Source organism: Roseateles puraquae, assembly GCF_002205845.1.
GTDB classification, from domain to species: domain Bacteria; phylum Pseudomonadota; class Gammaproteobacteria; order Burkholderiales; family Burkholderiaceae_C; genus Pelomonas; species Pelomonas puraquae.
Genome location: NZ_NISI01000008.1, coordinates 23,308 through 49,252, shown reverse-complemented (window position 1 = coordinate 49,252; position 25,945 = coordinate 23,308). Strand labels below are relative to the sequence as shown.

At 68.8% G+C, this 25,945-nt stretch carries 24 protein-coding genes and 2 tRNA genes; 11 read left to right on the top strand and 15 right to left on the bottom strand.

The window, feature by feature from the left end; translation table 11 throughout:
• Positions 1-58 precede the first annotated feature (58 nt).
• The 6 genes from CDO81_RS19180 to CDO81_RS19155 form a co-directional block, all read right to left on the bottom strand.
• A tRNA-Val gene (locus tag CDO81_RS19180) sits at positions 59-133 on the bottom strand.
• 39 nt (positions 134-172) lie between these two features.
• Positions 173-247, bottom strand: a tRNA-Val gene (locus CDO81_RS19175).
• Between the two features lie 55 nt (positions 248-302).
• On the bottom strand, positions 303-1,031 hold the full coding sequence (gene dnaQ, locus CDO81_RS19170; RefSeq protein ID WP_088484839.1) for a DNA polymerase III subunit epsilon: 729 nt from the start codon (positions 1,029-1,031) through the stop codon (positions 303-305).
• 8 nt (positions 1,032-1,039) lie between these two features.
• Positions 1,040-1,849: a prolipoprotein diacylglyceryl transferase gene (gene lgt, locus CDO81_RS19165; RefSeq protein ID WP_088484838.1), complete on the bottom strand. Its 810-nt coding sequence runs from the start codon at positions 1,847-1,849 to the stop codon at positions 1,040-1,042.
• A gap of 65 nt (positions 1,850-1,914) precedes the next feature.
• On the bottom strand, positions 1,915-2,898 hold the full coding sequence (locus CDO81_RS19160; protein ID WP_088484837.1) for a tetratricopeptide repeat protein: 984 nt from the start codon (positions 2,896-2,898) through the stop codon (positions 1,915-1,917).
• A gap of 100 nt (positions 2,899-2,998) precedes the next feature.
• A complete protein-coding gene (locus tag CDO81_RS19155) occupies positions 2,999-3,259 on the bottom strand; it encodes a TIGR04438 family Trp-rich protein (protein ID WP_088484836.1) in 261 nt (86 codons plus the stop codon).
• Between the two features lie 59 nt (positions 3,260-3,318).
• On the opposite strand from CDO81_RS19155, the gene CDO81_RS19150 reads away from it, so the two are divergent.
• Together CDO81_RS19150 and CDO81_RS19145 are read left to right on the top strand one after the other, a co-directional pair.
• Positions 3,319-3,621: a c-type cytochrome gene (locus CDO81_RS19150; protein WP_088484835.1), complete on the top strand. Its 303-nt coding sequence runs from the start codon at positions 3,319-3,321 to the stop codon at positions 3,619-3,621.
• 155 nt (positions 3,622-3,776) lie between these two features.
• Positions 3,777-5,156, top strand: a complete 1,380-nt coding sequence (locus CDO81_RS19145; protein ID WP_088484844.1) for an esterase-like activity of phytase family protein — start codon at positions 3,777-3,779, stop codon at positions 5,154-5,156.
• An 87-nt stretch (positions 5,157-5,243) separates the two neighbouring features.
• On the opposite strand, the gene acs is transcribed toward CDO81_RS19145, so the two are convergent.
• The gene (gene acs, locus CDO81_RS19140; protein ID WP_088484834.1) at positions 5,244-7,205 is read right to left on the bottom strand and encodes an acetate--CoA ligase; all 1,962 of its coding nucleotides are present in this window, start codon (positions 7,203-7,205) and stop codon (positions 5,244-5,246) included.
• 122 nt (positions 7,206-7,327) lie between these two features.
• On the opposite strand from acs, the gene CDO81_RS19135 reads away from it, so the two are divergent.
• The gene (locus tag CDO81_RS19135) at positions 7,328-7,915 is read left to right on the top strand and encodes a TIGR00645 family protein (protein ID WP_088484833.1); all 588 of its coding nucleotides are present in this window, start codon (positions 7,328-7,330) and stop codon (positions 7,913-7,915) included.
• A 39-nt stretch (positions 7,916-7,954) separates the two neighbouring features.
• Here the strand turns inward: CDO81_RS19135 and fumC are convergent, their stop codons facing one another.
• Entirely contained in the window at positions 7,955-9,340 is a 1,386-nt protein-coding gene (fumC, locus tag CDO81_RS19130) for a class II fumarate hydratase (protein WP_088484832.1), read from the bottom strand.
• Between the two features lie 282 nt (positions 9,341-9,622).
• On the opposite strand from fumC, the gene CDO81_RS19125 reads away from it, so the two are divergent.
• A complete protein-coding gene (locus tag CDO81_RS19125) occupies positions 9,623-10,447 on the top strand; it encodes a PEP-CTERM sorting domain-containing protein (protein WP_088484831.1) in 825 nt (274 codons plus the stop codon).
• A gap of 158 nt (positions 10,448-10,605) precedes the next feature.
• Positions 10,606-12,147: a fumarate hydratase gene (locus CDO81_RS19120; RefSeq protein ID WP_088484830.1), complete on the top strand. Its 1,542-nt coding sequence runs from the start codon at positions 10,606-10,608 to the stop codon at positions 12,145-12,147.
• Positions 12,148-12,157: 10 nt separating this feature from the next.
• Here CDO81_RS19120 and CDO81_RS19115 read toward each other — a convergent pair whose 3' ends face one another.
• Positions 12,158-12,439 carry a hypothetical protein gene (locus CDO81_RS19115; protein WP_144397308.1) on the bottom strand — a complete coding sequence of 94 codons (282 nt, stop codon included), beginning with the start codon at positions 12,437-12,439 and terminating at the stop codon, positions 12,158-12,160.
• An 87-nt stretch (positions 12,440-12,526) separates the two neighbouring features.
• Here CDO81_RS19115 and CDO81_RS19110 point away from each other — a divergent pair, with 87 nt between their 5' ends.
• The gene (locus tag CDO81_RS19110; protein WP_088484828.1) at positions 12,527-12,997 is read left to right on the top strand and encodes a GNAT family N-acetyltransferase; all 471 of its coding nucleotides are present in this window, start codon (positions 12,527-12,529) and stop codon (positions 12,995-12,997) included.
• 41 nt (positions 12,998-13,038) lie between these two features.
• Here CDO81_RS19110 and CDO81_RS19105 read toward each other — a convergent pair whose 3' ends face one another.
• A complete protein-coding gene (locus CDO81_RS19105; RefSeq protein ID WP_088484827.1) occupies positions 13,039-14,049 on the bottom strand; it encodes a SphA family protein in 1,011 nt (336 codons plus the stop codon).
• Between the two features lie 26 nt (positions 14,050-14,075).
• Positions 14,076-14,315 carry a hypothetical protein gene (locus CDO81_RS27710; RefSeq protein WP_144397307.1) on the bottom strand — a complete coding sequence of 80 codons (240 nt, stop codon included), beginning with the start codon at positions 14,313-14,315 and terminating at the stop codon, positions 14,076-14,078.
• Between CDO81_RS27710 and CDO81_RS19100 the strand changes: the two genes are divergently transcribed.
• Positions 14,314-14,940 carry a chalcone isomerase family protein gene (locus CDO81_RS19100; RefSeq protein ID WP_088484826.1) on the top strand — a complete coding sequence of 209 codons (627 nt, stop codon included), beginning with the start codon at positions 14,314-14,316 and terminating at the stop codon, positions 14,938-14,940. The two genes, CDO81_RS27710 and CDO81_RS19100, sit on opposite strands and share 2 nt — an antisense overlap.
• 23 nt (positions 14,941-14,963) lie before the next feature.
• Here CDO81_RS19100 and CDO81_RS19095 read toward each other — a convergent pair whose 3' ends face one another.
• From CDO81_RS19095 to CDO81_RS19085, 3 genes are all read right to left on the bottom strand, one after another.
• Positions 14,964-16,019, bottom strand: coding sequence for a PEP-CTERM sorting domain-containing protein (locus CDO81_RS19095; protein WP_088484825.1), 1,056 nt, complete (start codon positions 16,017-16,019; stop codon positions 14,964-14,966).
• A 102-nt stretch (positions 16,020-16,121) separates the two neighbouring features.
• Complete coding sequence (locus CDO81_RS19090; RefSeq protein WP_241517068.1) at positions 16,122-17,450, bottom strand: mechanosensitive ion channel family protein; 1,329 nt, start codon at positions 17,448-17,450, stop codon at positions 16,122-16,124.
• A 39-nt stretch (positions 17,451-17,489) separates the two neighbouring features.
• Positions 17,490-18,425 carry a histone deacetylase family protein gene (locus CDO81_RS19085; protein ID WP_088484824.1) on the bottom strand — a complete coding sequence of 312 codons (936 nt, stop codon included), beginning with the start codon at positions 18,423-18,425 and terminating at the stop codon, positions 17,490-17,492.
• 30 nt (positions 18,426-18,455) lie between these two features.
• Here CDO81_RS19085 and CDO81_RS19080 point away from each other — a divergent pair, with 30 nt between their 5' ends.
• The 4 genes from CDO81_RS19080 to mltB are packed head-to-tail and all read left to right on the top strand — an operon-like array spanning position 18,456 to position 23,530.
• Positions 18,456-19,394, top strand: coding sequence for an AAA family ATPase (locus tag CDO81_RS19080; RefSeq protein ID WP_241517067.1), 939 nt, complete (start codon positions 18,456-18,458; stop codon positions 19,392-19,394).
• Positions 19,395-19,416: 22 nt separating this feature from the next.
• Entirely contained in the window at positions 19,417-20,403 is a 987-nt protein-coding gene (locus tag CDO81_RS19075) for a DUF58 domain-containing protein (protein WP_241517066.1), read from the top strand.
• Positions 20,400-22,433, top strand: coding sequence for a transglutaminase TgpA family protein (locus CDO81_RS19070; protein ID WP_158218348.1), 2,034 nt, complete (start codon positions 20,400-20,402; stop codon positions 22,431-22,433). The genes CDO81_RS19075 and CDO81_RS19070 overlap by 4 nt, the downstream gene beginning before the upstream one ends.
• Complete coding sequence (gene mltB / locus CDO81_RS19065) at positions 22,430-23,530, top strand: lytic murein transglycosylase B (protein WP_241517065.1); 1,101 nt, start codon at positions 22,430-22,432, stop codon at positions 23,528-23,530. Before CDO81_RS19070 ends, mltB begins: the two co-directional genes overlap by 4 nt.
• Here mltB and CDO81_RS19060 read toward each other — a convergent pair.
• Positions 23,460-25,871, bottom strand: a complete 2,412-nt coding sequence (locus CDO81_RS19060; protein ID WP_241517063.1) for a DNA internalization-related competence protein ComEC/Rec2 — start codon at positions 25,869-25,871, stop codon at positions 23,460-23,462. The genes mltB and CDO81_RS19060 overlap by 71 nt on opposite strands.
• Positions 25,872-25,945 lie beyond the last annotated feature (74 nt).

The following is a 25,945-nucleotide window of genomic DNA, read 5'->3' as shown; positions in this document are numbered from 1 at the left end:
CATTGCAGGCGCCCAGCAAAAAGCCCCTGCGGGTCGCTGACCTGCAGGGGCTTGATGGTGGTGGGCGGTGCAGGGTTCGAACCTGCGACCCCTGCCGTGTGAAGGCAGTGCTCTACCGCTGAGCTAACCGCCCGAAATCCTGGGCGCTGGTTTTCAGGTCACCAACCGAAGTTGGTGGGCGGTGCAGGGTTCGAACCTGCGACCCCTGCCGTGTGAAGGCAGTGCTCTACCGCTGAGCTAACCGCCCTGAAAACCGCCGGGCTTGCACCCGACTTGCGGCCCCGTCTCCGGGAAGCCCGCGATTATGCCACGGGTTCGGCGGGTTGGAAAACTCGCCATTTGCAGCTGCCGCCCGCGGCCTTGTCCAGGTCCACCAGCAGCTTGGCGTGGGCCGCGGCTTCGGCGTCGCTGGCGCGCACGACGGGCAACGCAAAACGGCTGAGGTCCACCGCTTCCACGGCGTGCTGGCCCTCACCGCCGCTGCTGTCGCCGTGGTCGTCCATCAGGAGGGCGTCCTGGCCGCGGGTCAGGCGGATGTAGACGTCCGCCAGCAGCTCCGCGTCCAGCAGCGCGCCGTGGAGCACCCGCTTGGTGTTGTCCACTTCGAGCCGGCGGCACAGGGCATCCAGCGAGTTGGCTTTGCCGGGGAACAGGTCGCGCGCCATCAGCAGCGTGTCGCGCACGCTGGCCACATGGTCGGTCAGCACGCCGCGGTTCAGGCGCTTGAGCTCGGCATTGACGAAGCCGATGTCGAAGGGTGCGTTGTGGATGACGAGCTCGGCACCTGCCAGGAAAGCGAGCAGCTGGTCGACGATCTCGGCGAACTTGGGCTTGTCCGACAGGAAGGCCTCGGTCAGGCCGTGCACCTTCAGCGCGTCTTCATGGCTGGCGCGCTCGGGGTTGATGTAGAGATGCAGGTTGTTGCCGGTCAGCTGCCGGTTGATCATCTCCACGCAGCCGATTTCGATGATGCGGTCGCCCTTGTCGGCTTCCAGGCCGGTGGTTTCCGTGTCGAAGAAGATCTGTCGCATCGCAGTGCTCAGGCAGGACGTTGGTTGCGGCGGGTGGCCCACACGAAGATGGCGGCGCCGGCGAGGATCATCGGCAGACTCAGCCACTGGCCCTGGCTCCAGTTCAGCGCCCGCAGGCCGAGGAAATCATCCGGCTCGCGGAAGTACTCCGCCGCAAAACGCAGCGCACCGTAGCCCATCATGAAGACGCCCGAAATCTGGCCCGTGGCCCGCGGCTTGCGCGCGTACAGCCACAGGATGATGAAGAGCAGCAAGCCTTCGCCTGCCGCTTGGTAGAGCTGCGACGGATGCCGCGCAATGCCGCCGTCCTGCGCCTGCGGGAAGATCATCGCCCAGGGCAGATCGGCGGGCGCCGGCCGCCCCCACAGTTCACCATTGATGAAGTTGCCCAGGCGCACCGCCGCGATGCCAGTCGGCACGCAAGGCGCGATCAGGTCAGCCACCTCGAAGAAGCTGCGACCTCGCTTGCGGCCGAACACCCAGAGCGCGAACAGCACGCCCAGCAGCCCGCCGTGGAAAGACATGCCGCCCTTCCATACCGCGAACACCTCGGGCAGGTGCTGGATGTAGTAATCGGGCTTGTAGAAGAGGCAGTAGCCCAGCCGCCCGCCCAGCACGACGCCAAGCACGCCGTAGAACAGAACGTCATCGACGTCCTGCCGCGTCCAGCCAACGGCCTGGTGCTGGGGCATGCGCACCCGGCGACTGGCCAGCCACAGGAAGAGCCCGAAGGCAATCAGGTAGGTGATGCCGTACCAATGCACGGCCACGGGGCCGAGCTGGACGGCGATGGGATTGAACTGCGGGTGGACGAGCATGGTCCCGGGGAAAGAGAAAAGCGGGCCGCATCATAGCCAGCGCCCTCCCCGGCTCGCCCGCACCGTCAGGCCAGGCCGGCGAGCAGCTTGCGGGCGTCGTCGAGGTTGCGCGGGTTCGCGCGCTTGTTTTGCACGAAGCGCTCCAGCGCCGCCCGCGCACCGGCCTTGTCACCCTTGGCGATCAAGGCCTGGCCCAGTCGATGGTCGATGGGCAGGCGGTCCGCACCGTCCAGCGTGCGGGCGCGCTCCAACGCCTTCACTGCATCATCGGGCTGCCCCTGCTCCAGCAGCACCCGACCGAGGCCGTAAGGGCCAGCGGCGTGGGTGGGATAGTCCCGCTGCAGCGCCTCGAAGATCCCCCGGGCCTTGGGCAGGTTCTTCTGCTCCATGAGTTCGAACCCGAGGCGCGACCAGTTGCCGCGCAGCTCGCGGGCCACCGTGCGGTCGTCAGCTGGCTTGACCGCCCCCAACTCGCGCTCCGCGGTCGTCCAGTCCTTGTCGTTCATGGCCAGCAGCGCACGCAGCAGGCGCGCCTGCTCCGGTTGACGGGCCTGCACTTCGGTGGCCAGCTCTTTGGCCTTGGCCACGCTGCCGCCGGCAAAACCGGGCGCCATCAAATAGAACTGAGTCAGGCCGACGCGGGCCTCGTACAGGCCTGGATCGAGCTCCACGGCCCGCACGAACTGCTCCTTGGTCTTGCTCGCCAGGCCCGGCATCTTGAAGACGCTGGCGGTCATGGCCTGCTGGCCATAGACCCGCCCGAGCGCATAGCTGCACGCGGCCTGCGGTCGCTTGTCGACGCAGGCCTGCAGCGCGGGCACGGCAGCCTCCAGGCGACCGGCATCGTTGTCGTCCACGGCGGCCAGCGCGAGCGCCACGGCCGCCTGGTCATCGTCGGGCTGTGCCTTCGAACGCGCCTGGGCCGCACGGGCCAGGTCTGCGGATTTGCCCGCGTCGAGCCAGGCTTGCCATTGCGGATCCTTCAGCAAGTCGGCGCCAGCTGAGGAAGCGAGCAGGGCCAATGCGAGAGGAAGCAGGCGTCTTGTCATGCAGAAGTCTCCAAGGGGTGGGCATTCAACGCCCACCCCGGCTTGACCGATGCCCGGGTTTGCCCGGCGTGACTTCGGTCACACCCTGCGCAAGTTGCCGTCAGCGCTTTTTCTTGGCACCCGGCTTGAAGGTGCCGAGCGCCTCCATCTGCTGCTCGCGCCGCGCGGCCTTGCGGGCGTCCTGCGCCTCCATGGCCTTGCGCTGGGTGCGGCCCGACGAGTCGGACCACATCCACCACAGCGCCGCACCCAGGAACGGCGACAACACAATGATCCAGGCCCAGAAATCGTCTTTGTGGAACTGCACCCAGCCGCCCAGCCGCAACACGACGAACAGCACGCCAAGCAACACAAAACCCATTGGGTCTCTCCTTCAGGTATCTTTGCAATCACTGTAGTTCAATGACCCGAAAGGTAAGCATGAAGTCTGTCGTGATCCTCAGCCTCGCCCTCATGGCCGCCCCGGCTGCTTTCGCCAGCCAGGAACTGGCCCAGAAGAAGAACTGCATGGCCTGCCATGCGGTCGACAAGAAGCTGGTCGGCCCGGCCTACAAGGACGTCGCCGCCAAGTACGCCAAGGACAAGGACGCCTACAAGAAGCTCGCCGAGAAGATCGTCAAGGGCGGCTCCGGCGTCTGGGGCCCCGTGCCGATGCCGGCCAACACCCAGGTGAGCCCGGCCGAGGCCGAAACCCTGGCCAAGTGGGTGCTGACGGTCAAGTAAGCACCGCCCGCCCCACGCATCACAGGCCCTGCGGGGCCTGTTTTCATGCCCCCCTAACTCGTTGACCCACGGCGTAGAGCACCTTCACTGACCGGTCACGGGGCCTTCCAAGAATGCGGCGCGCAGGCTGTTCTGCGACCTTGGAAACCGCCCTCATGAAGCCCCGCCAACTGTTGACCGTTCTTTGCACCGCGGTCGCCGCGCTCTCGGTCACGCCCGCCACGCATGCCGCGCCGACCCTGGAAGGCTGGGCCGTGATGCCCGCGCCGACCTTCTCCGATGGCCCCACCTCCGGCCAGTTCGGCTTCACCAACGCCGCGAGCCCGGCCAACAACCCGCCCTACGTCAACCTGCAGCCCGTGCAGGGCTTCTCCGGCGTGCTGGCCGGCGCCGGTGGCAGCTACCGCTTCCTGGTGGACAACGGCTTCGGCACGCAGGCCAGCTCGGCCGACTCGCTGCTGCGCATGTATGCGGTGCTGCCGGACTTCCGCACCGCCCAGGGCGGCAGCGGCACGGTCTCAGCGGCCGACTGGGCCACGGGCGCCGCCCGCGCCGGCTTCGACGCCAACACCCGCATCACGCTGAGTGATCCCAACCGGCAGCTCGGCTTCAGCATCCAGGCCGACTACACCAAGTACTACAACGGCGACGCCACCCGCAACCCGAGCAGCATCGCCGTGGACGCGAGCATCCGCACGGGCCGGCTGCTCACCGGCGCCGACCTGGACACCGAAAGCGTGCGCCAGGACAAGAACGGCCACCTGTGGTTTGGCGACGAGTTCGGCCCCTACCTCGTGAAGACCGACGCCAGCGGCAAGGTGCTGGCGCGCGACGTGAGCCTGCCCGGCGTCTTCGCGCCCGAGAACGCCTACCGGGGCAGCACGCCGGCCAACCTGGGCAGCTCACGCGGCTTCGAGGGCATGGCCATCAACCGTGCCGGCGACCGCCTCTACACCTTGCTGGAAGGCACCGTGACGGGTGATGCCGCCAAGACGCTGCGCATCAACGAGTTCAACATCGACAGCAACCTCTACACGACGCAGAGCTGGGTCTACAAGCTGGACGCCAATGGCACCAACATCGGCGACATGACGGCGATCAACGACCACGAGTTCATCGTGATCGAGCGCAATGGCGCCACGGCCACCAGCGGCGGCACGCCGTTCAAGAAGCTGTTCAAGATCGACTTGAACAAGGTCGGTGCCGACGGCAGTGTGGAGAAGACCGAGCTGGTCGACCTGATGGCGATCGCCGATCCGAACGACCTCAACCGCGACGGCAGCACGACGTTCACGTTTCCCTACGTGACCATCGAGAACGTGCATGTCATCGATGCCCACACGCTGCTGGTGGTGAACGACAACAACTTCCCAGGCGGCGGCGGCCGGGCGTTGACGTCGGATGCGACCGAGTTCCTGAAGATCCACCTCGATCAGGCGCTGGACGTGTCGCCCGTGCCCGAGCCGGCCAGCGTGGCGCTGATGCTCGGCGGCCTGGCGGTGGTGACGGCCCGTGTGCGCCGCGCACGCAGCTGACCTCGCCCTGCGCTGGACGAACCCAGCGAACAAAGGCCGCTCATCGAGCGGCCTTCGCGTCAGGGGCGAGCGCCGGGCACGCGTCGATCAGTACGCCTGGCCGAGCTGCTCCAGGATGGCGGGGTTCTCCAACGTGCTGGTGTCCTGGGTGACGGACTCACCCTTGGCCACCGAGCGCAGCAACCGACGCATGATCTTGCCGGAGCGCGTCTTGGGCAGGTTGTCGCCGAAGCGGATGTCCTTGGGCTTGGCGATCGGGCCGATCTCCTTGGCGACATGGTCGCGCAGCTGCTTGGCGATGGCCTTGGCCTCGTCACCGCTCGGGCGCGGGCGCTTGAGCACGACGAAGGCGCAGATGGCCTCGCCGGTGGTGTCGTCCGGCCGGCCGACCACGGCGGCCTCGGCGACCAGCTCGGTGCAGCTCACCAGGGCCGACTCGATCTCCATCGTGCCCATGCGGTGGCCGGACACATTGAGCACGTCGTCGATACGGCCCGTGATGGTGAAGTAGCCGGTCTCGGCGTCACGGATGGCGCCGTCGCCTGCCAGGTAGTAGCCCTTGAGCTCGGACGGGTAGTAGCTCTTCTTGAAGCGCTCGGGGTCGCCCCAGATCGTGCGGATCATGCTGGGCCACGGCTTCTTGACGACCAGGATGCCGCCTTGGCCGTTGGGCACGTCATTGCCGGTCTCGTCGACGATGGCCGCCTGGATGCCCGGGAAGGGCAGCGTGCAGGAGCCCGGCACCAGCGTCGTCACACCCGGCAGCGGCGTGATCATGTGGCCGCCGGTCTCCGTCTGCCAGAAGGTGTCGACGATGGGGCAGCGGCCGCCACCGACGTGCTGGTGGTACCACTCCCAGGCGGCCGGGTTGATCGGCTCGCCCACCGAGCCCAGCAGGCGCAGCGAGCTCAGGTCGTAGTTCTTCGGGTGGACCGCCTCGTTGGTCTCGGCCGCCTTGATCAGGGAACGGATGGCCGTGGGCGCCGTGTAGAAGATGCTGACCTTGTGCTTCTGGATCATCTGCCAGAAGCGGCCAGCGTCCGGGAAGGTCGGCACGCCTTCGAACACGATCTCGGTACCGCCCAGGGCCAGCGGCCCGTAGGTGATGTAGCTGTGGCCGGTCACCCAGCCGATGTCGGCGGTGCACCAGAAGATGTCGTCGTCCTTCAGGTCGAAGGTCCACTTGGTGGTCAGCGCGGCGTGCAGCAGGTAGCCGCCGCTGCTGTGCTGGACGCCCTTGGGCTTGCCGGTGGAGCCGGACGTGTAGAGCAGGAAGAGAGGATGCTCGGCCTCGACCCACTCCGGCGCGCAGGTGGTGGAGGCCACCGCCATCAGCTCATGCAACCACAGGTCGCGGCCCTCGACCCAGGCGATGCTCCCGCCGGTGCGCTTGTAGACGATGACGTCCTTCAACGTGGGGCAGCTGTTGTCGGCCAAGGCCTCGTCGACGATGGCCTTCAGCGGCAACGCCTTGCCGCCACGCTGCTGTTCGTCGGCGCAGATCAGGGCGACGGCGCCAGCGTCCTGGATGCGGTCGCGCAGGCTCTGGGCCGAGAAGCCGCCGAACACCACCGAGTGGGTTGCGCCGATGCGGGCGCAGGCCTGCATGGCCACCACGCCCTCGACCGACATGGGCATGTAGATGACGACCCGATCGCCCTTCTGGATGCCGCGGGCCTTCAGCGCATTCGCCAGCTGGCTGACCTTGGCCAGCAGTTCGGCGTAGGTGACGCGCGTCACACTGCCGTCGTCCGCCTCGAAGATCAGCGCGGTCTTGTCACCCTTGCCGGCCTCCACATGGCGGTCCAGGCAGTTGTAGGAGACGTTGAGCTTGCCGTCCTCGAACCACTTGAAGAACGGCGCCTCGCTGTCGTTGAGGGTCTTGGTGAAAGGGGTCTGCCAGGTCACCAGCTCACGAGCCAGGCGCGCCCAGTAGCCGGCGTAGTCCTTCTCAGCTTCCGCCACCAGCGCGGCGTAGCCCGCCTCCCCCTTCACATGAGCGTTGGCGACCCACTCGGGGCTGGGGGCATAGGTGTTGAGCGTGCTCATGGCGTGTCTCCTGAAGTTGCTTGCGCGGACTGTGCGGCGCACGACTGACGATGCCCTGACGGCGTGAGATCGGTCACAATCCGGCGCCCTCGAAGACCTAGCTCCGACTCCTGCCGCCGTCCATGAAGACCGATCCCCAGCTGCGTCCCCTGCCCCGCCTCATCTTTGCGAGCCGCTGGCTGCAACTACCGTTGTACCTCGGCTTGATCCTGGCCCAGGGCGTCTACGTGTATCAGTTCTGGACGGAGCTGGTGCACCTGATCGAGGCGGCCTTCGGCAACCAGCATGCGCTCGAACTGCTGGTGAAGAGCATTGGCTACAAGTCCGACGCGCTGCCGGAGAAGCTCAACGAGACGGTGCTGATGCTGGTCGTGCTCGGGCTGATCGACGTGGTGATGATCTCCAACCTGCTGATCATGGTCATCGTCGGGGGCTACGAGACCTTCGTGTCGCGCATGGACCTGGAAGGCCACCCCGATCAACCCGAGTGGCTGAGCCATGTGAATGCGTCGGTGCTGAAGGTCAAGCTGGCGACGGCCATCATCGGCATCAGCTCCATCCACCTGCTCAAGACCTTCATCAATGCCGCCAACTACGACGACAAGGTGCTGATGTACCAGACCGTCATCCACGTCGCCTTCCTGCTGTCGGCCATGGCCATTGCCTACACCGACCGTCTGCTGTCACACCAGGAAGCCAAGGCGCACTGACCCGTCGGCCATGGGCGCCCCTGAGCGCCCTCAGCCCCCTCACCGCCCGACCATCGCGCCGGGTACCACCCACGCATCGAACTGCTCGGCCGTCACATGGCCGAGCGCCAGCGCGGCCTCGCGCAGGCTGCTGCCGTCCTTGTGCGCCTTCTTGGCGATCTGGGCGGCCTTGTCGTAACCGATGTGGGTGTTGAGCGCCGTCACCAGCATCAGCGAACGGCCCACCAGTTCGGCGATGCGCGCCTCGTTGGGCTCGATGCCCACCGCGCAATGCTTGTTGAAGCTGGCCATGCCATCGGCCAGCAGCCGCACGCTCTGCAGGAAGTTGTGGATCACCATCGGCCGGAACACGTTCAGCTCGAAGTTGCCCGACGCGCCCCCAATGTTGATTGCCACGTCGCTGCCCATCACCTGCGCGGCGAGCATCGTGACCGCCTCGCTCTGCGTCGGGTTGACCTTGCCGGGCATGATGGACGAACCGGGCTCGTTCTCCGGAATGCTGATCTCTCCCAGGCCGCTGCGCGGGCCGCTGGCCAGCCAGCGCACGTCATTGGCGATCTTGTTCAGGCTCGCAGCCAGGGTCTTGAGCGCGCCGTGGGCATGCACCAGGGCGTCGCAAGAGGCCATCGCCTCGAACTTGTTCGGCGCCGTCACGAACGGGTGGCCGGTCAGCCGGGCAAGTTCGGCCGCCACCTGCTCGGCGTAGCCCGGCGGCGCATTCAGGCCGGTGCCAACCGCCGTGCCACCGAGTGCGAGTTCATGCAGGTGCGGCAGGGCTGCCAGCACATGCCGCTCGCCGTGCGCCAGTTGCGCGACCCAGCCTGAGATCTCCTGACCGAGGGTCAGCGGCGTGGCGTCCTGCAGATGCGTGCGGCCGATCTTCACGATGCCGTCAAAGGCCTGCGCTTTCTGGGCCAACGTGGCGCGAAACGCCTGCAGCGGCGGCAGCAGCCGCTCCCGCAGCGCCTGCACGGCCGCCACATGCATGGCCGTGGGGAAGACGTCGTTGCTGCTCTGGCTGCGGTTCACATCATCGTTGGGGTGCACCAAGCGCCCCTCCCCGCGCGGACCGCCCAGCAGCTCGCTCGCGCGATTGGCCAGCACTTCATTCACGTTCATGTTGGTCTGGGTGCCGGAACCGGTCTGCCAGACCACCAACGGAAACTCGTCGGCATGCAGCCCGGCGATGACTTCATCGGCCGCGGCGACGATCGCCTGCGTCTTGGCGACCTCCTGCAGGCCCAGCGCGTGATTGACGACGGCCGAGGCCCGCTTCACGCGCGCCAGCGCCCGGATCAGCTCCGGCGCCTGCCGCTCACCCGAGATGTCGAAGTTCTGCAGCGAGCGCTGCGTTTGCGCTCCCCACAAGCGGTGAGACGGGACTTCGATGGGGCCGAAGGTGTCGTGCTCGATGCGGGTGCTCATGGCGGCGCTCTGCGGTGATCAGTGAAGGTCGCCAGCATAGCCACCCCAACCAAGCCCCCTGACGGCGGGGCAACGACAAACTCACCTTGCGCACTGCAGCATGCGCAGTTTGCAAAACAAGTCAATCTCTATTCGTGGGATGTCGGATCGACTTACAGATAGTTGTAACGTCAATTTACAAATATGCCAACTATTTGATCCACAAGGGGGAACTCCGCTTGGCACACATACTGCTTTTAGGGCCTCCGCTTTCAACCCACCCCTTAGAGGAAACATTTAGTAATGATTTTCAAGAAACTCGCCGCCGTCGCCTCGCTCGCCCTGTTCGCCGCCGGTTCCTCCGTCGCAGCGCCGGTCGTCTACAACCTGGCCCTGCCCAACATCTCCACCTTCGACAACGTCATCACCGCCACCGGCGCCTCCGTGACGACCGCCCAGGTGACCTCGGGCGCGAGCACCTTCAGCTACGTTGACCTGAACGGCCATGCGGCCACCGTGACCGTCACCCGCACCGACACGGGCGCCCTGGCCACAGCCGACAACGGCGTGTACAGCAACAACGGTCGCGCCCTGTCGGGCGACGCCTGGGACATCAGCCCGCAGCGAGGCCTGGGCGGCGGCGTGGGCGGCAAGCCGGACATCGACGGCTTCACCAGCGGCCTGACCTTCACCTTCTCGTCGCCGGTCAACGCCTTCGGCTTCGAGATCGGTGACTGGGCGACCTGCTGCACCGGCAACACGCGGTCGGTCGACGTCCAGAACGCCTACAGCGTGCCCGCGGCCGGCTCCGGCCTGTGGATCGCCTTCGACGGCGGCGCCGCCACCCTGCCGGCCAATGCACTGACCGACACCGACAACCCTGGCTTCGCCCTGGAAAACAGCTACACCAACTTCATCGGCGCCATCGACTCGTCGGGCACCTTCAGCAAGATCACCTTCTTCGGTGACGGCTTCGGCGAGTTCCTGGTGGCCGGCGGCACGCTGCGCTTCGCCTCGGTGGCCATCGGCTCGGTCGGCGGCACTGAACTGCCCGAACCGGGCTCGATCGCCCTCGTCGGCCTGGCCCTGGCCGGCGTCGTTGCGGCGCGTCGTCGCAAGAACGCCTGACATGCCCGGCGCTGAACCAGCGCCTGCGCCCTGAACCCGCCCCCTGTGCCGCTGCCGGCCAGGGGGTGTTTTCTTGGGGCGATTGCCGCGCCCAAGCTTCCCGTCAGGAGGGCTGCCGGATAATTCCGCCCGATTTCACCTTGAGCCTTCGGGACACCATGAGCACCACGATCAAGTACGACGACCTGGTGGACAGCGTCGCCGCCGCCCTCCAGTACATCAGCTACTACCACCCGGCCGACTACATCGCGCACCTGGCGCGCGCCTACGAGGCCGAGGCCTCGCCCGCGGCCAAGGATGCGATCGCGCAGATCCTGACCAACAGCCGCATGTGCGCCGAAGGCAAGCGGCCCATCTGCCAGGACACCGGCATCGTGAATGTCTTCCTGAAGATCGGCATGGATGTGCGCTGGGAGGGCTTTGCCGGCAGCATCGAAGACGCCGTCAATGAAGGCGTGCGCCGCGGCTACCTGAACCCGGACAACAAGCTGCGCGCGTCGGTGCTGGACGACCCCATCTTTGCGCGCAAGAACACCAAGGACAACACGCCCGCCGTCGTGCAGATGGAGGTCGTGCCGGGCAACACGGTGGACGTCATCGTCGCGGCCAAGGGCGGCGGCTCGGAGAACAAGAGCAAGGTCTACATGCTCAACCCCAGCGACGACATCGTCGACTGGGTGCTCAAGACGGTGCCCACCATGGGCGCCGGCTGGTGCCCGCCGGGCATGCTGGGCATCGGCGTGGGTGGCACGGCCGAGAAGGCCGCCCTGCTGGCCAAGCAGGCGCTGATGGAAGACATCGACATGTACGAGCTGCTGCAGCGCGGCCCGCAAAACAAACTCGAGGAACTGCGCATCGAGCTCTACCAGAAGGTCAACGCCCTCGGCATTGGCGCGCAGGGCCTGGGCGGCCTGACCACGGTGCTAGACGTGAAGATCAAGACCTTCCCGACCCACGCGGCCAGCAAGCCCATCGCCATGATCCCGAACTGCGCCGCCACACGGCATGCACACTTCGTGCTGGACGGCAGTGGCCCGAGCTACATCGAGCCGCCGAGCCTGGACCTGTGGCCGGATGTGAACTGGGCGCCTGACTACAACAAGAGCCGCCGCGTCGACCTGAACACGCTGACGCCGGCTGAAGTAGCGAGCTGGAAGCCCGGCGACACCCTGCTGCTCAACGGCAAGATGCTGACTGGCCGCGATGCCGCCCACAAGCGCATCCAGGACATGCTCGCCAAGGGTGAGCCGCTGCCGGTGGACTTCACCAACCGCGTCATCTACTACGTCGGCCCGGTGGACCCGGTGCGCGACGAGGTCGTCGGCCCGGCCGGCCCGACCACCGCCACGCGCATGGACAAGTTCACCGACATGATGCTGGCCAAGACGGGCCTCATCGCCATGGTCGGCAAGGCCGAGCGTGGCCCGGTGGCCATCGAGTCGATCAAGAACCACAAGAGCGCCTACCTGATGGCGGTCGGTGGCGCAGCCTACCTCGTCAGCAAGGCGATCAAGGGCGCCAAGGTCGTGGGCTTTGCGGACCTCGGCATGGAAGCCATCTACGAGTTCGACGTGGTCGACATGCCGGTGACCGTGGCGGTCGACGCCAGCGGCACCAGCGCGCACATCACCGGGCCGGCGGACTGGAAGGAGCGCATCGCCAGCGGCAAGGGTATCGGCATCCCGGTCACCGCCGGCTGATCAACGCGCTTCAGCGTTTCGGGGGCGGTGCCGAGGCGCCGCCCGCGGGCGGTGGCGGCATGTCTTTCGGGCGGCAGGCCAAGGGCTTGCCCTCGGGGGCCCAGCAGCTGCCCTTGGTGGTGCGCTCGCCTTGCGCGAAGCTGCAGTCGGCGCCGGCCTTGGCCGTCTTGCAGGCTGCCAGCGCCTCGGGCGGCGGGCCGCGCCGCTCACCGCCGGGCGGCGGGCCCTCGGGCGGCTGGGCAAAGGCGGCCGTCACGGCGAGCAGCAGCGTGGCGGGCATCAGGTGTTTCATCGGTGTTCCTCCTTGGCATGGACAAGGCTCGCATGCTGCGCGCCGAGAGTGAAGCCAATGTAGGCAATGCCTCCACAATCCTTCACGATGAGCTCCCTGCCCCCACTCTGCATTCGCCCGGTTCGCCGGTCAGACCGCGCCGCCTGGCAGCCCCTTTGGGACGGCTACAACGCCTTCTACGGCCGGGCTGGCGAGACGGCGCTGCCGGCCGCCATCACCGAGGCCACGTGGTCCCGTTTCTTTGACCCGTACGAACCGGTCCACGCCCTCGTGGCTGAAGCTGCCGACGGGGCACTGCTCGGGCTGGTGCACTACCTGTTCCATCGCAGCACCACGCGCATCGAGCCGACCTGCTATCTGCAAGACCTCTTCACCGCGCCTGACGCCCGCGGCCGCGGTGTCGGGCGCGCCTTGATCGAGGGCGTCTACGTCGCCGTGCGCGACGCGGGCGGCCGGCGGGTGTACTGGCAGACCCACACCACCAACGCCGCCGGGCGGGCCCTGTACGAGCAGGTGGCCCGCCATGAAGGCTTCATCATCTACGGCACTGAGGTGTGATGCCCGGCAGGCCCCCCGCCCGGGTGGCCGGCGCGAACGGGTCAGTCCAGCCGCAGGTTCAGGCGCACCCAGGCCAGCTGGCCCTGCGGGCGGTTGCGCACACCGAACTCCTGCATGACCTTGAAGTCCAGCGCCCAGACGCCGCTCTCTGACTGGTAGGCCACCATCGGGCCGATGGAGTACACCCGGGCCTTGTTGCCGTGACTGGGCACGCCCGGGCCGTCGTCACCGGTGAACTGGCGCACCACATAGCCTTGCAGGCCGGCGCGCCAGCTGTCGTCGATGCGGTACATGCCGGCCCAGTCGGCGTGCAGGTACTGACCCGAACGGACCTGGGTGTCGGAGTTGCGGGTGTTGACCGAGTAGGTCGCACGCAGGCCCAACTCCAGGCCGTTGTCCCACACGCGGGACGCGATCAGCAGCGGGCGCACCGTCCAGAACTTGCCCGCGCCCGGGTTGACGGCGCGGCCGGCCACGTAGCTGCCGGTCGGCGCCACGACGCTCAGGCCCAGGGCCGTTCGGCCGTCGTCGCCCTGCCAGTCGACAAAGGCGGTGACGTCCAGGTCGCCCTGGCCGCTCTTGCTGCCGCTGCGCTGGGCTGAGCCCTGCGCAAGCAGGCCGTTGACCGCAGCGACCGTGGCCGCGGGCAGGCCGGCCGGCAGCGTGGTGCTCAGCGTCACGTCGTTGCGCTGGTGCACCAGCGGCAACGTGGCCGAGAAGCCCAGGCGGCCTTCCTGCACCAGCGTCTCGGTGATGTAGGTGAAGCGCGGCACGATTACGGTGGCCTCGATCTCGCCATCCGCCCGCACCGGCAGGGTGCCGAGCGGCGTCGTGGTGTCGGTCACCGGCGCCTTGCCATCGTTGCCGCGCAGCTTGTTGGCGCTGTAGTGCTGCAGCCAGATCTGGCCATAGGCGCCGGGGAACTGCGGCGTGGTCAGCTCATAGCTCGGCGCGCCCAGCAGGGCCCGGAGCTGGCCGTTCTCGGTGGCCGAAGCCCCGCCGGCAGACAGGCAGGCCACGGCGGCCACGATGGCGGAAATGCGTTGGTTCATGGGTTCTTTCGTTGTCAGAGCAGGCGTCAGCGCAGCCAGAAGAGGCCCTGCGCGACGGTGGCCGGCATGTTGCCAGCGGGCTTGCCGGCGATTTCCGCACGACCGTTCACAAAACCGGGTAAACCCTGAACTACTGCCGGTTTCTCCGCGGCCTGCGCATGCCTGAAGCGGCCGAGCGGGAGACACTGCCGCGCCGAGACGATCCGGCGAAGGCCCTCCCACCGACCGGGCCCGCCGCGCACCACCCAATCAAGAAAGACCGCCATGCCGAACGCCTGCCTCCGCCCCTCCCGCCGCCAGTTGCTGGCCGGCGCCGTCCTGTCCGCCCTGGCGCTGCAAGCGGCCACGGCCACCGCGTCTGAAGTGACGGTGGACGGCTACAGCTTCCCGGAGGCGGCCACGGTCGGTGGCCAGAACCTGGTGCTCAATGGCGTGGCGTCGTCCAGCATCCTGTCCACACGCTCGTCCATCGTGGCCTTCTACCTGCCCAGCAAGCAGAAGACCACCGAGGCCGCGACCACGCTCAAGGGCGCCAAGCGCATCCAGTTCTACATGGTGCGCACCGTCAGCGCGCGCGACCTGTCCAACGCCCTGCTGGACCGCATCCGCCAGAACGTCAGCCCCGAAGAGTTCCGCGCCAACATCATTGCAACGGCCCAGCTCGGCACGGTGTTCAGCACCATCCCGCGCATCAACAAGGGCGACAAGGTCGTGATCGACTACCTGCCCGCCACCGCCAGCACCGAGTTCACGCTGAACGGCCAGAAGATCGGCGAGACCATCCAGGGCGAAGCCTTCTTCCCGATGATGATGAAGGTCTGGATCGGCCCCAAGGTGCGCGACACCACGCGCGACGGCCTGCTGGGCCTGACGGCGCCCGAAAGCCGCTGAGCCGGCCTGGCCCGGGCTGGCAACTACGCCCTGGGCAGCGCGCTGCTCGACGCTGGGTTCTGGCCGCCTCGACGGCGCACGCCACCCGCTGCCAGCAGCGCCAAGCCCACCAGCGCGGCGCTGGCCGGCTCGGGCACGGTGCCGAAGTTGTCATTCAGAACAACCGGCGTGGGCGCTTCGGCGGCCGCCACAAACCCAGTGGCGTCCGCGACGAAGGCATTCGTCACGTCCTGGTAGCCCAGCGTGCTCGTGAAGGTGTGGGTGGCATCCAGTTCACCCCCGAAGCGGGCCCACAGCCCGAGATAGCTCTCGATGAAGTAGTAGCGCCCGGCGGTCACGGTGAAGGTGATGTCGGTCGCGGTCCCGGTGGCCGTGATGCCGTCGTTGTTGATCTGCCCTTCCAGCACGAAGTCCGCACGGCTGGACGCGGCGCTCCAGAAGCCGGAGCCTTGGGGTTCGAGCCCGAGGTCCGGATCGAAATCGAAGCTGGCCGTCGACAGCGAGAAGACCGTCACCCGGGTCTTGGCGTACACGGTCGCGGCCGTGGTCCCCAGCCCGGTGTCACCCGGGTTGTCCAGGATCGGCGTGGGCGCCACGTTGGCCGTGAAGTCGAGCACGTTGTGCACGGTGCGGGTCACCGAGCCCGGGCCGGTGTACTCGAAGCTCTGGATGCCGAGCGAATGGCCCGACGTGCGTGCGTAGTCGCCCGCGAACGCGCCCTGCTTCAAGGCCAGCACGCCGGCCGCGCCGGACACGTCGATGGACGAGGTGGTGGCCTTTCCGCCGTGGGCCCCGATCGGGTTCGTCGCGGTCGCGCTCGCCGTGGTGCCGCCCAGCGTGAGTTGGGACTGCTGCTCGATGATGCGGCTGAAGATCGGCTGGCCGCTGCTGTCCAGCACGACGCCACACCGGTCCGGCGTCGTGGACCCCGCCGTCTGGGCCGCCGCGCTGCGGCAATCACGGACGTAGGTCGCGGCGAAGGCCGCATTCGAGATGGCCGTCGGTGCGGCCTGGGCCAGCGGCGCCAGGGCCAGGGCCAGCAGTGCAGCCGACGACGCGGCGGTGAATGGCAGACGCATGCAGTTCTCCCAACATGGATTCACCCATTGTTGGCAGCCGCCGCCGCCCGGTCATCCTCTGGTGATGGTGCCGCCGCCCCCTCAAACCGGCGATGCCCTCGGTCAGTCGCTTGAGCTAGGCGCCTCGGCGGCGTGGCCCTTGGGCTGGCGCTGCACCTGCTGCGGATACGGGATGTCCACGCCCAGGCCCTGCAGGGTGCGCAGGATGGCGAGGTTGACATCCGAGCGCACGCCGCCACTGCCGTTCTCGGGGTCGGCAATCCAGAAGAAGACGCTCAGTTCCAGGCCGCTGTCGGCGAACCGGCTCAGTTGCACCGAAGGCCCCGGGTCGCTCAGCACCCGCGGCACCTGGCCCACGGCCTGCGCCAGTGCCGCCATCACGGCGTTCACGTCGCAGTCGTACTCCACCTGCACGGTGGTCGACAGCAGGACCCGCGGATCGGCCAACGACGAGTTCTCCACCCGCTGGGTGATCAACACCTCGTTGGGCACGATGGCCTCGCGGCCGGCGAGCGAGCGGATGACGGTGAAGCGGGTCTTGATGTCGGTGACGCGGCCTTCGAAGCCATCCACCTTGACCATGTCGCCGATGCGCAGCGAGCGCTCCGCCAGGATGACGAAGCCGCTCACGTAGTTGGCTGCCAGCTTCTGAAGGCCGAAGCCCAGGCCCACGCCCAGCGCACCGCCCAGCACACCCAGGGCCGTCAGGTCGATGCCCGCGGCCGACAACGCAAACAGCAGGCCCACGAACAGCAGCAGCGAGCGGATGGCGTTGGACGCGATCTTGCGCATGGACAGGTCCATGGACTCGCGCCGCATCAAGCGCGACTCGATGGCGGCCGAGATCCACAAGGCACCCACCAGCACGAAGGCCGCCGTCAGGCCGCCCTCGATGAGGTTGCGCAGGGTCAGCTTGACGGTGCCGAACTTCCAGCCGATGTCGTCCAGCTCGTCCATGATGACCGGCAGCAGGCCGGTCACCCACAGCACCGCACAGATCCACACCGCCCAGGAGCCGAGCCGCTCCACCAGCCGGATCGGCGCCGAGTTGGGCCAGGCCGCGGCCAGCACGCGGGCGATGACGCGGATGACCGCCAGGGACACGAGCACGGGCAAGGCCAGCTTGAAGAGCGCTGGCGCCAGCCCCCACATCGGCAGCAGCCGCCGCGCGCCGAAGGCCAGGGCCAGGGCCAACAGCGGGAAGAGCGCACCGTCGATGACGCGGTCGCCGAAGAAGACGCTGTTCTCGCGCTGCGTGACCGCACGCGACAGCACCCAGCTGAAGAGCCCCGCCAGGGCCAGGCAGCCCAGCAGCAATGCCCATTCGCCCAGGGCGTCCGGGCTGAAGACACGGGTCAACAAGGCCTGGAGTTCGTTCAGGCTCAAGGGTTGGTGCATCGAATTCATGTCAGGGCCGCGCCAGGCGAGCATGCCGGCGCCGGTCTCGGAAAACGGGAATCAGGAGCGGGATTAGACGTCAGCCAGCGCACGCAGATGCACGCCGACGCTGCGCGCCAGGGCCTGCAGGTTGTAGCCTCCCTCCAGCACCGACACGATGCGCCCCTTGGCATGGCGGGCGGCCACGTCCTTGAGCTTGAGGGTGATCCACTCGTAATCGGCCTCGACCAGGCCGAGCTGACCGAGGTCATCCTCCCGGTGGGCGTCAAAGCCCGCGGAGATGAAGATCATCTGCGGCTTGAAGCGCTCCAGCGCCGGCAGCCACATCGCCTCGATGATCTCGCGCACCTCACCGCCGCGCGTGTACGGCGGCAGCGGCACGTTGACCATGTTGGTGCCCTTGGGCACCGCGCCGCTGTAGGGGTAGAGCGGGTGCTGGAACAGGCTCACCATCAGCACGCGGTCGTCGCCCGCAATGATGTCCTCGGTGCCGTTGCCGTGGTGCACGTCGAAGTCGACGATGGCCACGCGCTTCAGGCCGCGGCGGTCCAGCGCATGGCGGGCGGCGATCGCCACGTTGTTGAAGAAGCAAAAGCCCATGCTCTGGTCCCGCGTGGCATGGTGGCCCGGCGGGCGCACCGAGCAGAAGGCGTTGTCGGCGCCGCCGTCGATGACCAGATCGGTGGCCTGCACCGCCGCACCTGCCGCGTGCAGTGCCGCCGTCCAGGTGTGCGGGTTGGCGGAGGTGTCGGGGTCGACGGCACAGCGCTCACCGCGCTCGGCGCAGTCGCGCAGCATGGCGCCGATCTCGGCCACGTAGCCATGCGTGTGGGCCAGTTCGACATCCTTCAGGTCGGCCGGCCGGGCGTCGACATACTGCAGCGCCTGGCTCAGGCCGGTGCCGATCAGCCAGTCATCGATGGCGGCCAGCCGCTGCGGGCATTCGGGGTGGCCGTCGCCCATGTCGTGGCGGCGGCACTCGGGGGGATTGAAATACGCGGTGGGCATGGGCCGTTGTCTCTTGCTATGGTGAGGGTCATGACGACGACGCAATCCAGAACCCTCGCGGCGCAACTGCAGGCGCTGCAAAACCAGATTAGCACGGTCATCAAAGGCAAGCCGACACAGATCGCCGATGCCCTCGCCTGCCTGATCGCCGGCGGCCACCTGCTGATCGAGGACCTGCCCGGCGTCGGCAAGACCACGCTGGCCCATGCGCTGGCGATCTCGCTGGGCCTGAAGTTCTCACGGCTGCAGTTCACCGCCGACCTTCTGCCCAGCGACCTGCTGGGTGTGTCGGTGTACGAGCGCGAGAAGAACGGGTTCGTCTTCCACCCCGGCCCGGTGTTCGCCCAGGTGCTGCTGGCCGACGAGATCAACCGCGCCGGCCCCAAGACGCAGAGCGCGCTGCTGGAGGCGATGGAAGAACACCAGGTCAGCATCGAGGGCGTGAGCCACCCGCTGCCGCAGCCGTTCTTCGTGATCGCGACGCAGAACCCCAGCGAGCAGCTCGGCACCTTCCCGCTGCCGGAGTCCCAGCTCGACCGCTTCCTGATGTGCATCTCGCTCGGCTACCCCGACGCGGCGGCCGAGCGCGAGTTGCTGATGGGGGGCGACAGCCGGGAGCAGCTCAAGGGGCTGCAGGCCGTCATGACACCGGCCGAACTCGTCGAGGTGCAGGCGGCCGTCAAGGCCATCCATGCCGCACCGCCGCTGCTGGACTACCTGCAGGCCTTGCTGGCTGCCACCCGCTCAGGGCAATGGTTCGTGGAAGGCCTCTCACCCCGTGCCGGCCTGGCGGTGTTGCGTGCCGCCCGCGCCCGCGCCCTGCTGCAGGGACGCGACTACGTCTCGCCCGACGATGTGCAGGCCATCCTGCCGCAGACCATCGCCCACCGGCTGCAGCCTCGCGCCGGCGCCGGCCGCGGCGCCCGCGAGCAGGTGCGCGCCATGATCGAGGCCATTGCGCTGCCTTGAGGCTCCTGCCCGCATGGCTTCGATGACTCTCGGAACCGCCGCACTGCGCCGCCGCTGGCAGGCCTGGTGGCAGGGCCGCCAACCCGTGGCCGACACGCACCAGACCACACAGCGCAACGTCTACATCGTGCCCACCTGGGCCGGCGTCGCGTTCTGCTGCACGCTGGGCGTGCTGCTGCTGGCCAGCATCAACGAGCAGATCAGCCTCGGCTACGCGCTCACCTTCGCGCTCACCGGCGCGGGCCTCGCGTCGATGCACACCACCCACGGCAACCTGCGCGGCCTGCAGATGGACCTGAAGGCGCCCGACGGCGTTCATGCCGGCGACGACTACACGCTGGAGCTGCGGCTGCACAACCCGGGCCGGGCGCGCTTCGGCATCGCGGTCAGCGCCCAGCTCGACAGCGGCGCCACCGAACCGGCCTGGGTGGACGTGCCGGCCCTTGGTCACGCGGTGCTGCAGCTGCGCCTGCCGGCCGCGCGCCGAGGCTTGCATGCCCTGCCGCGACTCATCATCACCACACGATTCCCGCTGGGGTTCTTTCGTGCCTGGAGCTACTGGCGGCCGGCCAGCCAGGTCTGGGTCTACCCGCAGCCCGAGGCCGCGCCCCCCGCCTTCCCGGCTCAGGCCGAGGCCGGGCAGGCCGATGCCGCGTCCACCCGGCAGAGCGCCAGTGGCACCGACTTCTCCGGCGTGCGCACCTACCGCCGGGGCGACTCGGTCAAGCAGATCCTGTGGCGCAAGTCGGCGCTGGCCCTGGACCAGGGCCTGCCGCTGTGGGTGCGCGAGACCGAGGCGCCGCTGGCCCGCGACCTGTGGCTGGACTGGCGCGACACCCAGGGCCGGGATGTCGAAGCCCGGTTGAGCCGCCTCACCGCCTGGGTGCTCACCGCCGAACGGCTGGGCCAGCCCTACGGCCTGCGATTGGCGGGCCGCGAATGGCCCCCGTCCCTCGGCGCAGCGCATCGCCTGAACTGCCTGCAGGCCTTGGCGGGGTTCGCCGCATGAGCGCGCTGCGCCAGGCCTGGTCGCGCCTGCCCCGCGAGACGCGCGACAGCTACTTCCTGCTGGCCGTCATCACCGCCGTCATCGCGCCGCATGCCGACCACCTGCCGCTGTGGAGCTCGGCCCTGACCGCACTGATGCTGGCCTGGCGCGCCAGCCTCGCGGCCCGGCAGCAGCCGCTGCCCAGCCGCTGGTGGCTGGGCGCGGTGATCGTGATCTACACCGGCCTGACCTGGCTGACCTTCCGCACCCTGGTCGGCCGCGAGGCGGGCATCACGCTGCTGGTGATGCTGATGGCGCTCAAGACGCTGGAGCTACGGGCACGGCGAGACGCCTTCGTCGTGTTCTTCCTCGGCTTCTTCCTGGTGCTGACGCAATTCCTGTACTCGCAATCGCTGCTGATGGCGCTGTGGTCGCTGCTGTCGCTGTGGGGACTGCTGGCGGCGGTGGTGTTGGCACAGATGCCCTCGACCGACGCCCAGGGCGTGCCGAGCATCGGCATCGCCGCGCGCCACGCGGCACGCACGACGGCGCTCGGCCTGCCGGTGATGGTGCTGCTGTTCGTGCTGTTCCCGCGCATCGCGCCGCTGTGGGGCGTGCCGACCGAGGCGATCGGCAAGACCGGGCTGTCCAACCAGCTCGAGTTCGGAGCGATGAACGAGATCGCCAACGACGACAGCATTGCGCTGCGCGTGAAGTTCGACGGCCCGGTGCCGCCGCCCGATCAGCGCTACTTCCGCGGCCCGGTGCTGACCCGCTTCGACGGCAAGACCTGGCGGGCTGCCGACACCCGCCCCAGCCAGAGCTGGCTGCGCGGACGGGACGATCTGGTCACGCAGGGCCCGCCGCTGCGCTACGAGATGACGCTGGAGCCCTTGCGCATCCCGGTGTTGCCACTGCTGGAGATGAGCCCCGGCGCAGTCGGCACCGAGCTGCCGCTGACGGATCTGGTGCTGGTGCGCGGGCCCGAGATGCAGTGGGTGTCGCCGCGGCCGATCACCGAGCGGCTGCGCTTCAATGCCACGGCCCACATGGCCTGGAAGGTGGGGGAGCACCGCCCGCGCATGCAAAGAGCACTGGACGCCGACCTGCCGCCCAACAGCAACCCGCGCTCGCTCGCCTGGGCCGCGGCCCTCGCGGGCCAACCGCGCTTCACCAACCTGCCCCCTGGGCCGCGGGCCGAGGCGCTGGCCGCCGCGCTGCTGGACCACATCCGCGGTGAGGAGTTCGTCTACACCCTGACGCCCGGCCGCTACGGCGTGGACTCCCCCCACGTCATCGACGAGTTCTGGCTGGACCGGCGGCTCGGGTTCTGCGAGCACTTTGCGTCGGCCTTCGTGGTGCTCATGCGGGCGATGGACGTGCCGGCCCGCATCGTGACGGGCTTTCAGGGCTGGGATGCCGAGCCCCAGGATGGCTACCAGGTCGTGCGCAACGCCAACGCCCATGCCTGGGCCGAGTTCTGGGTCGAGGGCAAGGGCTGGGTGCGCAGCGACCCGACCGCAGCCGTGGCACCCAACCGCGTCACGCAGGGCCTGGCGCTGCGGCCGGAGCCCGGCGTCATCGGCCAGCTCAACCCGACGCTCTGGCGCGCGATGCGCAGCGGCTGGGAGACGCTCAACAACCGCTGGCAGCAGCTGGTGCTGAACTACTCGCGCCAGAACCAGTTCGACCTGCTCAAGCAACTGGGCTTCCAGCAGCCCGACTGGACCGCACTCGGCCAGGCCCTGGCCGGCGTCATCCTGCTGCTGGCGCTGGCCGGGGCGGGCTGGATCCGCTGGAGCAGCCGCCCCCATGATGCCTGGAGCCGCCAGCGGGCGCGCATCCTGGGGCTGCTGCGCCGAGCGGGTGTGGACCTGCCCCTGCACGAGGGCCCGGGCGCCTGGGCGCGCCGGCTGCGCCAGCGCCACGGCCCGCAGGCCGAAGCTGCCGCCCGGTGGCTGGAAGGGCTGGAGCGCGCACGCTACGCCCCCGGGTCTGCCGCCCCGCGCTGGGCCGAGTTGCGTGCGGCGGCACGTATGCTGCGCGCGTGAAGTTCCGAACCCTGCCCCTGATCGCCGCCCTGCTGCTGGCGACGTCCCTGCAAGCCAAACCCCTGCGCGCCCGCCCGGTGCCGCCGCCCGAGCCCCTGGGCCCGCGCCCTGCCCTGCTGGCTTTTGCCGATGAACTGGCCACCGCCCAGCAATGGGATGCCGTGGCCCTGCGCGCGCAATTGAGCCAGGCGCTGGACCTGCCCAAGGTCAAGCAGCTCATCCTGCCGGCGTCGGTCGGCACGGCCAAGAACTGGACGGCCTACCGCGACCGCTTCATCGAGCCCAGGCGCCTGGAAGCCGGCGCGGCCTTCTGGGCCGAACACGAGGCGGCGCTGGCGCGCGCCGAGAGCCGCTACGGCGTGCCGGCCGAGATCATCGTGGGCATCATCGGCGTGGAAACCTTCTACGGCCGCATCACCGGCGGCTTCAAGGTGCTGGATGCGCTGGCGACGCTGGCCTTCGACTTCCCGTCCGAACATCCACGCGCCGCCGAGCGCCAGGCGTTTTTCCGCAGCGAGCTGGCCGAGTTCCTGAAGCTGTGCCGCGAGAACGGCCTGGACCCGACCGAGGTGCGCGGCAGCTATGCCGGCGCGCTGGGCTGGCCGCAGTTCATGCCGGGCAGTTGGCGCCAGCACGCGGTGGACTTCGACGGCGACGGCCGCATCGACCTGATCTCAAGCCCGGTGGACGCCATCGGCAGCGTCGCCCACTACCTGGCCGAGTACGGCTGGCAACCCGGCGAGGCCACCCACTACAGCGTGAAACTGCCGACCGACCTGCGCTCGCGCGCGCGGCTGCTCGCCCCCGACATCAAGCCCAGCTTCAGCGCCGCCGAGCTGCTGGCGGCCGGCGCACAGCCCTCCGAAGCCGCCCGAGACCATGCCGGCCCGATGGCCGTCATCCAGTTGCAGAACGGCCCGCACAAGCCGCCCACCGTCGTGCTCGGCACGCAGAACTTCTGGGTGGTCACGCGCTACAACTGGTCGGCCTACTACGCGCTGGCCGTCATCGAGCTGGGGCGGGCGGTCAAGGCGAAACGTCCTCCGGCCACGACGCCGCCGGCGGTTCTAGCGCCGGCCCCATCAGCACCGGGCTGACCGAAGGCAGCACGCTGTCGTGCCAGTAGCGGCGCGACTGGGCGCGCTCGCAGCCTGCGGCGCCGTGCTCACTCGTCCATCGCCAGGCACCACAGGCGGGCGTGGACACCACCTCGATGCCCGCCGCCTGGTAGCGGGCCAGCACCGGGGGCGCCGGATGGCCGAAACGGCTGCGGTAGCCGGCCTGCACCAGCGCCACGGCCGGACGCACCGCAGCCAGGAGCTCGGCGCTCGATGAGGTCTTGCTGCCGTGGTGCGGCACCAGCAGCACCTCGGCCCGCAGATCGGGCTCCCGTCGGGTCAGGGCCCGTTCCTGCTCGGCCTCCAGGTCTCCCGCCAACAGCGCACGGCGCCCTGACGCGGCCGTGATCCGCAGCACACAGGACAGGTCATTCGGCTTGAGTCCCCGGCCGTAATGGGCCGGTGTCGGGTGGAGCACCTCGAAGCGCACGCCGTCCCAGGCCCAGGCCTGACCCGCTTCGCAACGCTGCTGGGCCGGCGCAGCACGCAACAGCGGGTGCTCGTCTTCGAGGGAGCTGCTCAGTCGCGTTACGGACAGCGCCCGCATCAGCGTGGCGGCGCCGCCAACGTGGTCGATGTCCCGGTGGCTGAGCATTAGCAAGTCCAGCCGGCGCACGCCCAGCCCACGCAGCACCGGCAGCAGCACACGCTCGCCCGCATCAGCGCCGGGCGCGTAGACCGGGCCCGTGTCGAACAGCAGCGCATGGCCATGGGTGCGCACCAGCACCGCGTTGCCCTGGCCGACATCGGGTGCCAGCAGCTCGAACTCACCGGGCGCAGGCCGCGGCACCGCGGGCCACAGCAGCGGGAGCGTCATCAGCAGGCCGGCGAAGCGCAGCCGCCGCGGCAGGCGCAGGATCATCAAGACCGCCCCCAGCAGCCCCAGCCCTTGCGCCCACACGGGCGCCGCGGGGAGCCACCACACCGCCAGCGGCCAGTCAGCCAGCCAGCGCAGCCAGGCCATCAGCCCCTGGCTCAGCCAGGCCGCCAACGTCCACAGCGGCGTGGCGAGCCCACCGGCCAGGGCCAGCGGCGTCAGCACGAAGCTGACCAGCGGAATGGCCACGAGATTGGCCAGCAGCCCGACGACGGAAAGCTGAGAGAAGCAGATCAGGCTGAGCGGCGCGAGGCCGACCGTGGCGATGAGCTGGGTCCGCAGCGCCGCCTGCAGACGTTCGGCCCAGGAGCGCGAATGGTCGTCGCCTGCCGCCATCAGCAAGCCCACCGCACCAAACGACAGCCAGAAGCCCGGCTGCAGCAGCGCCCAGGGGTCCAGCGCCGTGACCACCACGGCCGCACCCAGCAGCAACAGCGGCCAGGGCCAGCGCAGCTGCAGGCTGCGCAGCGCGGCCACAGCTGCGAGCATCAGCACCGTACGCTGCGCCGGCACGCCCCAGCCGGAGAACAGGGCATAACCCAGCGCTGCAAGAACGCCGGTCCAGCGCGCCACCGTGGGCGCCGGCAGCCGCAGGCACAGCCACGGCAGGCGGCGCCACACCGGCCCCACGAGTACTGCCGCCAGCCAGGCAAACAACGTGACGTGCAAACCCGAGACACTCAGCAGATGGGCCACGCCCGTGTCGCGGAACAGCGCCCAGTCGGCGTTGCCGATGGCGTTCTGGTCGCCCAGGCTCAAGGCAGCCAGCACGCCGGCCATCGCCGGGTCGGGCACGTGCGTGTTGATGGCCAGGCGCAAGCGCTGCCTCGCGGCATCGAGGCTCCACGCCGGGGCCGCTTGCAGGCGCTGTGCGACGCGCACCACGCCGGTTGCACGAAGCCCCTGCTCGAACAACCACAGTTCGGCGTCGAAGCCGCCCGGATTCATCAGGCCATGGGCGCGCTTCAGGCGCGCCGTGAAGCGCCAGCGTTCGCCGGCCATGACGGCAGGCCCGTCGTAGAGCAGCAGCATGAGCCGCGGCGGCACCTGCGGCGGCAGCGCGGTACCGGCCTCGCCCACGGTCTCGAGCGCAAACTCGAAACGCCAGCCGGGCACACCGCCCTGCCCCGTCACCGCGACCGGCAGGCTGTCGATGCGGCCGGTCAACACCAGGTCACGGACCTCCCACGCCGGTGCAAGCTCATGGCTCAAACGCTGCTCAGCGCGCCAGCCGGCGCTCCAAAAGGCCAGCAGCGCGGCGATGAACGCCCGCCCCCACCACCGGCGCCGAGCCCAGGCCACGGTCACCACCACGGCCACGAGCAGCATCAAGTGCTCGGCCGGCGTCGGCAGCCGCTCGCAGCGGTGCAGCAAGGCCAGGCCCGCCAGCCAGCCCAGGCCGGCTCCAATCAGGTCGCGTGGGCCCCATCGCCCCTGCAGCACGGCTTCTCCCTGGCCTACGCCCGTGGTGGTCGGGGTGTAGCATGCCGACGTCTCTTGAACGTGCCCTAGCGCTC

Coding starts and splice junctions, on each gene's coding strand:
- dnaQ (WP_088484839.1), bottom strand. CDS start 1,031: ATGCGACAGATCTTCTTCGACACGGAAACCACCGGCCTGGAAGCCGAC.
- lgt (WP_088484838.1), bottom strand. CDS start 1,849: ATGCTCGTCCACCCGCAGTTCAATCCCATCGCCGTCCAGCTCGGCCCC.
- CDO81_RS19160 (WP_088484837.1), bottom strand. CDS start 2,898: ATGACAAGACGCCTGCTTCCTCTCGCATTGGCCCTGCTCGCTTCCTCA.
- CDO81_RS19155 (WP_088484836.1), bottom strand. CDS start 3,259: ATGGGTTTTGTGTTGCTTGGCGTGCTGTTCGTCGTGTTGCGGCTGGGC.
- CDO81_RS19150 (WP_088484835.1), top strand. CDS start 3,319: ATGAAGTCTGTCGTGATCCTCAGCCTCGCCCTCATGGCCGCCCCGGCT.
- CDO81_RS19145 (WP_088484844.1), top strand. CDS start 3,777: ATGAAGCCCCGCCAACTGTTGACCGTTCTTTGCACCGCGGTCGCCGCG.
- acs (WP_088484834.1), bottom strand. CDS start 7,205: ATGAGCACGCTCAACACCTATGCCCCCAGCCCCGAGTGGGTCGCCAAC.
- CDO81_RS19135 (WP_088484833.1), top strand. CDS start 7,328: ATGAAGACCGATCCCCAGCTGCGTCCCCTGCCCCGCCTCATCTTTGCG.
- fumC (WP_088484832.1), bottom strand. CDS start 9,340: ATGAGCACCCGCATCGAGCACGACACCTTCGGCCCCATCGAAGTCCCG.
- CDO81_RS19125 (WP_088484831.1), top strand. CDS start 9,623: ATGATTTTCAAGAAACTCGCCGCCGTCGCCTCGCTCGCCCTGTTCGCC.
- CDO81_RS19120 (WP_088484830.1), top strand. CDS start 10,606: ATGAGCACCACGATCAAGTACGACGACCTGGTGGACAGCGTCGCCGCC.
- CDO81_RS19115 (WP_144397308.1), bottom strand. CDS start 12,439: ATGAAACACCTGATGCCCGCCACGCTGCTGCTCGCCGTGACGGCCGCC.
- CDO81_RS19110 (WP_088484828.1), top strand. CDS start 12,527: ATGAGCTCCCTGCCCCCACTCTGCATTCGCCCGGTTCGCCGGTCAGAC.
- CDO81_RS19105 (WP_088484827.1), bottom strand. CDS start 14,049: ATGAACCAACGCATTTCCGCCATCGTGGCCGCCGTGGCCTGCCTGTCT.
- CDO81_RS19100 (WP_088484826.1), top strand. CDS start 14,314: ATGCCGAACGCCTGCCTCCGCCCCTCCCGCCGCCAGTTGCTGGCCGGC.
- CDO81_RS27710 (WP_144397307.1), bottom strand. CDS start 14,315: ATGGCGGTCTTTCTTGATTGGGTGGTGCGCGGCGGGCCCGGTCGGTGG.
- CDO81_RS19095 (WP_088484825.1), bottom strand. CDS start 16,019: ATGCGTCTGCCATTCACCGCCGCGTCGTCGGCTGCACTGCTGGCCCTG.
- CDO81_RS19090 (WP_241517068.1), bottom strand. CDS start 17,450: ATGCTCGCCTGGCGCGGCCCTGACATGAATTCGATGCACCAACCCTTG.
- CDO81_RS19085 (WP_088484824.1), bottom strand. CDS start 18,425: ATGCCCACCGCGTATTTCAATCCCCCCGAGTGCCGCCGCCACGACATG.
- CDO81_RS19080 (WP_241517067.1), top strand. CDS start 18,456: ATGACGACGACGCAATCCAGAACCCTCGCGGCGCAACTGCAGGCGCTG.
- CDO81_RS19075 (WP_241517066.1), top strand. CDS start 19,417: ATGACTCTCGGAACCGCCGCACTGCGCCGCCGCTGGCAGGCCTGGTGG.
- CDO81_RS19070 (WP_158218348.1), top strand. CDS start 20,400: ATGAGCGCGCTGCGCCAGGCCTGGTCGCGCCTGCCCCGCGAGACGCGC.